Source organism: Mesorhizobium sp. M1D.F.Ca.ET.231.01.1.1 (assembly GCF_003999155.2).
Taxonomy (GTDB): Bacteria; Pseudomonadota; Alphaproteobacteria; order Rhizobiales; family Rhizobiaceae; genus Mesorhizobium.
In genome coordinates this window covers 1-298 of record NZ_RZOZ02000231.1, presented here as the reverse complement: position 1 = coordinate 298, position 298 = coordinate 1, and the positions used below count along the sequence as shown (strand labels likewise).

The 298-nt window shown below is 60.7% G+C and carries 1 protein-coding gene; it reads left to right on the top strand.

The features are described from left to right. Positions 1 to 274: helix-turn-helix transcriptional regulator (locus tag EN874_RS33075; protein WP_135884742.1), on the top strand; the 274-nt coding region annotated here is incomplete at its 5' end. Positions 275 to 298: the final 24 nt, after the last annotated feature.

Below are 298 nucleotides of genomic sequence, written 5' to 3'. Positions count from 1 at the left end.
GGCCGCCCGAGCCTTGTTGAACTGGCCGCGGGTGCGGCTTGGGGCAAAATGTGATTTGAGCGAAGCGAGCATTCGCGAATTCGAGCGTGGGCGCCATCTTCCCTCGCCAGAAAGGCTGCTTGCGATGCGCCAGGTATTTCAGGCCGCCGGCGTCGTGTTTTTCGGACAGGACTCCTCCGGCAAGCCGGTCGTTCGATTGCAGGCATCGAGAACCTCGCACGTCACCAATCTCGCCGAGGGCGAAGCAGGGATAATCGGCAACAGCGAAATGTGAGCACAGTTCAAGGAAGCTGCGCCA